This is a genomic window from Streptomyces sp. YS415, assembly GCF_023544665.1.
In the GTDB taxonomy this organism is placed as follows: Bacteria; Actinomycetota; Actinomycetes; order Streptomycetales; family Streptomycetaceae; genus Streptomyces.
Genome location: NZ_JAMJFL010000018.1, coordinates 133,588 through 142,858 on the forward strand (window position 1 = coordinate 133,588; position 9,271 = coordinate 142,858).

General features: G+C 71.3%; 7 protein-coding genes. 3 read left to right on the forward strand and 4 right to left on the reverse strand.

Annotation, left to right across the window (positions count from 1 at the left end; translation table 11 throughout):
* Nucleotides 1-4 precede the first annotated feature (4 nt).
* Nucleotides 5-427: a Zn-ribbon domain-containing OB-fold protein gene (locus tag M8H82_RS23125; protein ID WP_250076839.1), complete on the reverse strand. Its 423-nt coding sequence runs from the start codon at nucleotides 425-427 to the stop codon at nucleotides 5-7.
* A gap of 159 nt (nucleotides 428-586) precedes the next feature.
* Here M8H82_RS23125 and M8H82_RS23130 point away from each other — a divergent pair, with 159 nt between their 5' ends.
* Nucleotides 587-1,123, forward strand: a complete 537-nt coding sequence (locus M8H82_RS23130; RefSeq protein ID WP_250076840.1) for an NUDIX domain-containing protein — start codon at nucleotides 587-589, stop codon at nucleotides 1,121-1,123.
* A gap of 2 nt (nucleotides 1,124-1,125) precedes the next feature.
* Here M8H82_RS23130 and M8H82_RS23135 read toward each other — a convergent pair whose 3' ends face one another.
* A complete protein-coding gene (locus tag M8H82_RS23135; protein WP_250076841.1) occupies nucleotides 1,126-3,492 on the reverse strand; it encodes a TIM-barrel domain-containing protein in 2,367 nt (788 codons plus the stop codon).
* A 212-nt stretch (nucleotides 3,493-3,704) separates the two neighbouring features.
* Here M8H82_RS23135 and M8H82_RS23140 point away from each other — a divergent pair, with 212 nt between their 5' ends.
* Together M8H82_RS23140 and M8H82_RS23145 are read left to right on the forward strand one after the other, a co-directional pair.
* Nucleotides 3,705-5,672: an acetoacetate--CoA ligase gene (locus M8H82_RS23140; RefSeq protein ID WP_250076842.1), complete on the forward strand. Its 1,968-nt coding sequence runs from the start codon at nucleotides 3,705-3,707 to the stop codon at nucleotides 5,670-5,672.
* Nucleotides 5,673-5,806: 134 nt separating this feature from the next.
* Nucleotides 5,807-6,700, forward strand: coding sequence for a hypothetical protein (locus M8H82_RS23145; RefSeq protein WP_250076843.1), 894 nt, complete (start codon nucleotides 5,807-5,809; stop codon nucleotides 6,698-6,700).
* Between the two features lie 70 nt (nucleotides 6,701-6,770).
* Here the strand turns inward: M8H82_RS23145 and ptsP are convergent, their stop codons facing one another.
* A complete protein-coding gene (ptsP, locus tag M8H82_RS23150) occupies nucleotides 6,771-8,441 on the reverse strand; it encodes a phosphoenolpyruvate--protein phosphotransferase (RefSeq protein WP_250076844.1) in 1,671 nt (556 codons plus the stop codon).
* Nucleotides 8,442-8,520: 79 nt separating this feature from the next.
* Nucleotides 8,521-8,970, reverse strand: coding sequence for a PTS glucose transporter subunit IIA (locus tag M8H82_RS23155; RefSeq protein ID WP_250076845.1), 450 nt, complete (start codon nucleotides 8,968-8,970; stop codon nucleotides 8,521-8,523).
* Between the last annotated feature and the right edge of the window lie 301 nt (nucleotides 8,971-9,271).

The following is a 9,271-nucleotide window of genomic DNA, read 5'->3' on the forward strand; positions in this document are numbered from 1 at the left end:
GCCCTCACCGCCCCCTCGTCGGCCGCCACTGCCAGGTCGTCCACACGGCCTCCGCGTCCTCGTGCAGGACGCCCGGCACGACCTCCACCTCCATGCCCACCGCGAGATCACCGACGGTGACCCCGGGAACGGCCTGCCCCAGCACCACCAGCCGCTCGGCGGCCAGTTCCACAGCGATCAACGTGTACGGCTCCCACGGAAGTTCCGGATCGGTCACATAGGGTGACGGTGGCCGATACCGGCTGTCCGTGTACGACCAGACGCGGCCCCGCCGGGACAGCGGGACCTCCTCCAGATCGCCACCCGGGCACCCGGGGTTGCGGCAGTGGACGTCCTCGCGGGGGAAGAAGACCGAGGCGCAGGCGGAGCAGCGGGTTCCTAGGAGCCGGAAGCCGTCTCCGTCCCCGGCGAACCATCCGGCGACCACGGGTGTGCGTGTACGCGACAAAGTCCCTCCCCGGTAACCGATCTGACACTCCGTCAGGAGTGTGTCACGGGCCCGCGCGAATGGGCAGCGGTCCGCCCGCCACGGTGCAGCACCCGCCCCCGGAAGACGTCCTTTCCGTGATCGGATACAGTCCGCCGCGTGTCCGAAACTCAACACTCCAACCCCAACTCCGCGCCCGGTTCCCACTGTTCGAGCTGCGGAGCGCCCTATGGAGAGGGCGTCACCGGCTGGCCCCGCACCTGCCCGGTCTGCGGCACCGTGGCCTACCGCAACCCGCTCCCGGTCGCCGTCGCGCTCCAGCCCGTGTACGACACCAAGGGCACCGCCCTTGTCGTCATCACCCGAACCGTCGCTCCCGCGCGCGGGGGCATCGCACTGCCCGGCGGTTACCTCGACGACCGCGAGGACTGGCGGCAGGCCCTCGTGCGCGAACTCAAGGAAGAGACCGGCATCGACGCCGCCACCCGGGACGTACGGCTGGTGGACGCGATGAGCTCGCCCGACGGCCATCTGCTGCTGTTCGGACTGCTCCCGGAGCGCCCGGCCGACCACCTCCCGGCATCCGCCGGGACGGACGAAACGGAGGGCTGGCACCTCCTGCGCCGCCCCGAAGAACTCGCCTTCCCCCTGCACACGGTCGCGGTACGGGCCTGGTTCGAGGGCCGCTACATCTGAGTTCAGGCCTGCGCGAGCCCTCGCATCCGCACCGGGTAGGGCGGCTCGCTCACGCCGTCCTCACCCTCCCGCTCCACCACCACCTGCCGGCCCACCCAGCGGGCGACGTACCGCTCGACCTCCGGTTCGTCCCAGCCGTCGCCCGCGTCCGGCACCACCAGCCCGCCGCCGGTCCTGCCCCGGGCAGGCGCCCACACCTCCAGCTCCAGCCCCCCGTCCTCGCCCCGCACCGGCAGGACGGCACCCGCGCGCGCGAGCACCGGGATGCGAGACAGCGGCGCGTCGACCAGCACCTGACCCGGACCCTCGTACACCTGCTCGGTTATGGTGTCGTACCACCGCCCCCGCGGCAGCTGCACCGCACGCCGGTCCGTGCCCGGATCGAGCACCGGCGCCACCAGCAGAGAGTCCCCCAGCAGGAAGGCGTCCTCGCAGTCACGCAGCGCCCGGTCCTCCGGAGCGCCCCACCAGACCGGCCGCACATAGGGCGCCCCGGTACGCCGGGCCAGATGCGCCAGCGTCAGGAAGTACGGCAGCAGCCGCCTGCGCTGCACGAGCGCCACGCGCGCGTACTCCAGCACCTCCGCACCGAACTCCCACGGCTCCCGGCGCCCCGCCCGCCCACTCGCGTGCGTACGGAACAGCGGCAGAAACGCGCCCAGCTGGAACCAGCGCAGATACAGCTCGGGCGACGGACTGCCGTCGAAGCCCCCCACGTCCGGCCCCGAGTACGGCACCCCGCACAGCCCGAGCCCCATCACCAGCGACAGCGACACGCGCAGCCCCGGCCACCCCGTCGCCACATCACCCGACCAGGTCCCGCCGTAGCGCTGAAGACCGGCCCACCCGGAGCGGGAGAAGACGAACGGCCGCTCCCGGGGCGCCAGCTCGCGCAGCCCCTCGTACGCCGCCCGGGCCATGCACAGGGCATAGACGTTGTGCCCCTCGCGATGATCACCACCGCGGCCCTCCAGGGCATGCCGGGCGGAACGGGGCAACGTCGACTCCCCGAAGGCGGTGAACGACGTCGGTTCGTTCATGTCATGCCAGAAACCCGCGAACCCCTGCGCCAGCCGTTCCTCGTACAGACCGCCCCACCACTGCCGCACGCGCGCGTGCGTGAAATCCGGGTACACCGCCTCCCCGGGCCGGACGACCCCCTCGACGAGACGGCCGGAGGCGTCCCGCACAAAGGCGTCCACCGCCGCCCCGCCGACGTAGACGTCGTTGCCGGCATCGGCCTTGACCGCCGGGTCGACGACCGACACCAGCCGGATCCCGTCCCGTCGCAGCTCCTCCGCGAGCTGGGGCAGCTTGGGGAAGCGGTCCTGGTCGACGGTGAAGACCTGATGGCCGTCGTAGTGGTCGATGTCCAGATGCACCGCGTCCAGCGGCAGACCGCGCTCCAGATAGCCCGAAGCTGTCCGCCGCACCTCCTGCTCACTGCCGAAGCCCCACCGCGCGTGGTGGTGCCCCAGCGCCCAGGCGGGCGGCAGCGCCGGCGCCCCGGTCAGCGAGGCCCAGGTGAGCAGCACGCGCGCGGGCGTGCCCACCATGACCCAGCAGCGCAGCGGCCCGCCCTCCATGCGCACCTCGCAGATCCCCGCCCGGTCGTGTCCGGAACCCGCCCCCTCCTCGCCCTCCCGCAGCGTCACCGCGCCGTCCCACGAGGTGTCGTGGAACACCAGATGAGTGGCCGCGTCGGCCACCACCATCTGCACCGGCATCGTGAGGTACAGCGGATCGGCGTCCGGCCCGAAGGCGTGACCGGGGTCGGTGTTCCACAGGCGGTACGTTCCGTCCCTCAGCCGGGGCCCCGACGCCCGCCCGCCGAGCCCGAAGAAACGCGCGTCCGCGGCCACTTCGGAGCGCTGCATCCAGCGCGCGGGCCCGCCCCCGACCGGCTCCCACCACCGGGGCGGCAGATCCCGGCGCAGGGTGACCCCACCGGGCGTACGCACCTCCACGGCGCCGTGCCGCGACACCACGACCGTCACCCGCTCGGCCACCACCCGCCAGCCGCCGTCCTTGTCCGGCTCCAGCACGGCCCGGGGATCCGGCTCCGGGCAACGACCGGCGAGCGCGTACGACGGCTCCGCCTCCGCCCCGTCCCAACCCCAGAAGACGGCACCGTTCACGGTCACCGTGATGCGCAGCATCGTCCTGCTGAACCGGAGAACCCCACCTCCGGGGCCGGGCTCCACCTCCCGCACGGAACCGGGCACACGCGCCCGCTCGGCCCCCCTGGCCGGCAGCCCGGCGGCGTCCGCGCGCCGCCTGCGCCACGCCGCCCGCACGGTACGCAACCCCTGCGCCGCCCCCGCAGAACCGACCACCTTCACCGAACGCACCAGGTCACGACCGTCCATGCTGCTCAGCCTGCCATCGGCGGCCCCGCACGGGTGTGTCGTTCAACTGCCGTTCACCCGTGCCGGGACCACATCTTCACGACGCCGACTATGTGGCGGGCGCCCTGGTGCGGGAGTCGATCACATGGCATCGTCCGTGTCAGCCGCGTCACGCGCACACCCCGCTCGTGCGCGGACGACGCACACCACGCGCACAGTCCGGGAGCCGCCCCATGCCGACCCAGAACCCCGAGCCGCTCTGGCAGCCGGATCCGCAACGCATCGCCGACGCACAGGTCACGAAGTTCCAGGCCTGGGCGGCGCAACGCCACGGAGCACCGGCCGAAGGCGGCTACGCGGCACTGCACCGCTGGTCCGTCGACGAGCTGGACACATTCTGGCAAGCGGTCACCGAGTGGTTCGACGTACGGTTCTCGACCCCCGCCACGCGCGTGCTCGCCGACCGCGCGATGCCCGGCGCCCAGTGGTTCCCCGGGGCGACCCTGAACTACGCCGAGCACGCCCTGCGCGCCGCCGCCACCCGGGCAGCCGAACCCGCTCTCCTCCACGTCGACGAGACCCACGAACCGAGCCCGGTGACCTGGGCCGAGCTCCGCCGCCAGGTCGGCTCCCTCGCCGCCGAACTGCGCACGCTCGGCGTACGCCCCGGTGACCGCGTCAGCGGCTACCTCCCGAACATCCCCCAGGCCGTCGTCGCCCTCCTCGCCACGGCCGCCGTGGGCGGCGTCTGGACCTCCTGCGCCCCCGACTTCGGCGCCCGCAGCGTCCTCGACCGCTTCCAGCAGGTCGAACCGGTCGTCCTGTTCACCGTGGACGGCTACCGCTACGGCGGCAAGGAGCACGACCGCCGTGACACCGTGGCCGAACTGCGCCGCGAACTGCCCACCCTGCGCGCCGTCGTCCACATCCCGCTCCTCGGCACCGAGGCCCCCGACGGCGCCCTGGAATGGTCCGCCCTCACCAGCGCCGACACCGAGCCCGTCTTCGAGCAGGTGCCCTTCGACCACCCCCTGTGGGTGCTCTACTCCTCCGGCACCACCGGCCTGCCCAAGGCCATCGTCCAGTCCCAGGGCGGCATCCTCGTCGAGCACCTGAAGCAACTCGGCCTGCACTGCGACCTCGGCCCCGAGGACACCTTCTTCTGGTACACCTCGACCGGCTGGATGATGTGGAACTTCCTCGTCTCCGGCCTCCTCACCGGCACCACGGTCGTCCTCTACGACGGCAGCCCCGGCTACCCGGACACCGGCGCCCAGTGGCGCGTCGCCGAACGCACCGGCGCCACCCTCTACGGCACCTCCGCTGCGTACGTCATGGCCTGCCGCAAGGCGGACGTGCACCCGGGCCGCGACTTCGACCTCTCCAAGGTGCAGTGCGTCGCCACCACCGGCTCACCCCTGCCGCCCGACGGCTTCCGCTGGCTGCACGACGAGGTCCGCGAGGACCTCTGGATCGCCTCCGTCAGCGGCGGCACCGACGTCTGCTCCTGCTTCGCCGGAGCCGTGCCCACCCTCCCCGTGCACATCGGAGAGCTCCAGGCCCCCAGCCTCGGCACCGACCTCCAGTCCTGGGACCCGAGCGGCAAGCCCCTCATCGACGAGGTCGGCGAACTCGTCGTCACCAACCCCATGCCGTCCATGCCGATCCACTTCTGGAACGACCCCGACGGCAGCCGCTACCACGGCAGCTACTTCGACACCTACCCCGGCGTCTGGCGCCACGGAGACTGGATCACCGTCACCTCACGCGGCTCGGTCGTCATCCACGGCCGCTCCGACTCCACGCTCAACCGCCAGGGCGTCCGCATGGGTTCCGCCGACATCTACGAAGCCGTCGAGCGGCTCCCCGAGATCAAGGAATCCCTCGTCGTCGGCATCGAGCAGCCCGACGGCGGCTACTGGATGCCGCTGTTCGTCCACCTCGCCCCCGGAGCCGTCCTCGACGAGGCCCTGCTGGACCGCATCAAGCAGACCATCCGGGAACAGCTCTCCCCGCGTCACATCCCCGACGAGGTCATCGAGGTACCGGGCGTCCCGCACACCCTCACCGGCAAGCGCATCGAGGTCCCCGTCAAACGCCTCCTCCAGGGCACCCCCCTGGACAAGGCCGTCAACTCGGGCTCCATCGACAACCTCGACCTGCTGCACTTCTACGAGGACCTCGCCCGCAAGCGCGCCTGAGCCCTCCGGAACAGCCCCCGCAACCTGGCCTCGGACGCCGCCCGCACAGGCGAAGCCCGAGGCCAGAGCCATTGTCAGTGGCGCCGATTACTGTGAGTGAGCACAGATCGACCGTGCACACACAGGGGGAAAACATGGCGCACACCGACCACCAGACCATGCGACGCGTCCTGCGCCGCGAGATCGCCGGCACCATCGGCCTGCTCACCGACGAGCACGACTTCCGCGCGATGCGGCGCTACCGCAGCTTCGCCTTCGACAACCACACGACCTACCTCGAACAGGTCGAGGCCCTCCTCAAAACACGCGCCTCCCAGGGCAGCCACACCACACTGGCCCTCTTCGACCCCCAGGAGTACGCCGACTTCTGCGCGGAAACCGGCCTGGACCCCGACATCCCCTCCACCCGCACCCGCTTCACCGCCGAACTCGCGACCACCGGCCCCAGCCTCCCGTACGACGGCCGGCCCCTGACCGACCTCGTCCCGGACCTCATCGACGAGGCCGTCCGCCAGGCCACCTGGGAGTACGCCTCCACCCTCCTGGCCCGCCTGGGCGCCTGCGCCACCTGCGGCGAGGACATCGGCCGCGCCGCCTTCACCCGGGCCTCGTCGCTGCTGCTCCGCATCCTCGAAACCGCCCGGCCCGGCCACCGACATCTCGTCTGCAGCGTCTCCGGCACCCCGGAACCCCTGGTGTCCGTCCTCCATGCCGACGAGGACGCGAACGGCACCACAGAACTCGACGAGGCCGAAGCCCTCGAATTCACCACCGTCCTGGCCCTCGGCATCGCCACCCAGAGCCCAGGCGGACTCGTCATGCGCACCAGCACCCCCGGCACCACCGACACGATCTACGGCTGGCGCCTGCGCGGAGACGGCCTCGAACCCCTGACCGCGGGCGAGGTCTTCGACGCCTACTGCACCGACGTGGAATCCGGCGATCTCATCTCCCCGGAGTCGGACGTCGACTACACCGCCCCACCGGACCTGGGAGAGACGGGGACGGCTCCCGGACACACCCACTGAACGGGGGAGGGGCGCCCCACCCGAAGGTGGAGCGCCCCTACACGACCAGGCGACAGCGTCCGGGGACCGCCTACTCGCCGGACAGCACGGCCTGCGCCGCGCTGCGCGCCTCCTCGGCGCTGTCCGTCGCCCGAGCGGCCGCCGCGGCCCGCTCGCACTGCGCCAGCGTGTACTTCGCCAGGGTCGCCCGCACGTAAGGAATCGACGCCGCACCCATGGAAAGGGAGGTGACACCCAGACCGGTCAGCACACACGCGAGCAGCGGGTCGGACGCGGCCTCACCGCAGACGCCACAGCTCTTGCCCTCCGCCTTCGCCGCCTCCGCGGACAGCGCCACCAGATCCAGCAGCGCCGGCTGCCACGGGTCCTGCAGACGGGACACCGCGCCCACCTGACGGTCGGCGGCGAACGTGTACTGGGCGAGGTCGTTGGTGCCCAGGGACAGGAACTCGACCTCCTGAAGGATCGAGCGAGCCCGCAGCGCGGCCGACGGAATCTCCACCATTGCGCCGAACTTCGCCTGAAGCCCGGCCGCACGGCACGCGTCCGCGAACGCCTTGGCGTCGGCACGGTCGGCGACCATCGGGGCCATGACCTCGAGGTAGACCGGTAGGCCTTCGACCGCCTTGGCGAGCGCCGTCAGCTGGGTGCGCAGGATCTCCGGGTGGTCGAGCAGCGTCCGCAGACCGCGCACACCCAGCGCCGGGTTCGGCTCGTCGGCCGGGGTGAGGAAGTCCAGCGGCTTGTCCGCGCCCGCATCCAGCACCCGCACGACGACACGGCCCTCGGGGAAGGCCTCGAGCACCTGACGGTAGGCCTCGACCTGCTTCTCCTCCGACGGAGCGTTCTTGCTGTCGTCGAGGAAGAGGAACTCGGTACGGAACAGACCGACACCCTCGGCACCCGCCTCGACCGCGGCCGGTACGTCCGACGGTCCGCCGACGTTCGCCAGCAGCGGCACCTTGTGTCCGTCGGCCGTGGCACCCGGCCCGGTCGAGGCCGCCAGCGCGGCCTTGCGCTCGGCGGCCGCCGCCTCGAGCTGCTCCTTCTTCTCCTCGCTCGGGTTCACGAAGATCTCGCCGGTGCTGCCGTCGACGGCGATCATCGTGCCCTCGGCGAGCTCACCCACACCGGGCAGCGCCACGACGGCCGGGACACCGAGCGCACGGGCCAGGATCGCGCTGTGGCTGGTCGGCCCGCCTTCCTCGGTGACGAAACCGAGCACCAGGGTCGGGTCCAGCAGCGCCGTGTCGGCCGGCGCGAGGTCCCGGGCCACCAGCACGTAGGGCTCATCGCTGTCCGGGACTCCCGGCATCGGCACCCCGAGCAGACGGGCGACGATACGATTCCGCACATCGTCGAGGTCGGCCACCCGACCCGCCAGGTACTCACCGGCATTCGCCAGCAGCTCGCGGTAAGCGGCGAAGGCGTCGTACACCGCGCGCTCCGCGCTGCTGCCGACGGCGATACGGCGCTCCACATCCGCCATCAGCTCGGGATCCTGGGCCATCATGGCCTGCGCCTCGAGAACCGCCTGGGCCTCGCCCCCGGCCAGATTGCCGCGCGCCATCAGGTCGGCAGCCACAGCGTCCACGGCCTTGCGGGCGCGCCCCTGTTCACGCTCCGCGTCCTGCGCCGGAATCTGCTTGGCCGGCGGTTCCAGGACCGCCGTGCCCATGTGCCGAACCTCGCCGATCGCCACACCGTGGCTCACGCCGACGCCTCGCAGCGTTGTCTCCATCTCACCCGTCTCCGTTAGTGCGGCGGGCCCCGCCGCCGCGGTGGTTGTCCCTACGTGCCGTCATGGGACGGCGTCGGCGTCACTTCCAGAGGAAGAGGCTGTCGCCGGCCTTCACATCGCCCTCGTCACGGAGATCGGCAAGAGCCTCGGCGGTGGCCTCGAGAGCGACGATCGGGCACACCGGCGACTTTCCGGCGGCCTCGACGGCGGCCGGGTTCCAGCGCACCACGGCCTGACCGCGGGTGACGGTGTCGCCCTTGTTCACGAGCAGCTCGAAGCCCTCGCCGTTGAGCTGCACGGTGTCGATGCCGAGGTGAGTGAGGACTCCGTGGCCCTGCTCGTCCACTACTACGAACGCGTGCGGATGAAGGGAAACGATGACTCCGTCCACCGGAGATACGGCCTCGGAGGGCTCACGGACAGGGTCGATCGCTGTACCCGGGCCGACCATGGCCCCGGAGAAGACCGGATCAGGCACTGCGGCCAGTCCGATGGCGCGTCCGGCGAGCGGGGACGTCACGGTGGTCATGGGAAGCCTCCCAGGGGTGGAGATCTAGATGGGCCGTCACTGCCTGTACCGGACGGCGCACTGTTCAGCAGGGTATGTCATATGAAGTACCGGTTCCGCATGAGCAAGCCGTCTGGTGGTCTAGACCATAACCCCAAACGATTTGCACCCGCTCCGCGGCCCCGTGTACAGTCGTACTCCTGCTTGAGGCTGAGCGACGCACACCAAGCGTCTTTGCCGGGCAGCATCCAACTTGTCAGATCCTATCTCTGGATCACTTTCCGCATGCCTGCGGAACGGTGGTCAGAGGGCCGGAAAAACC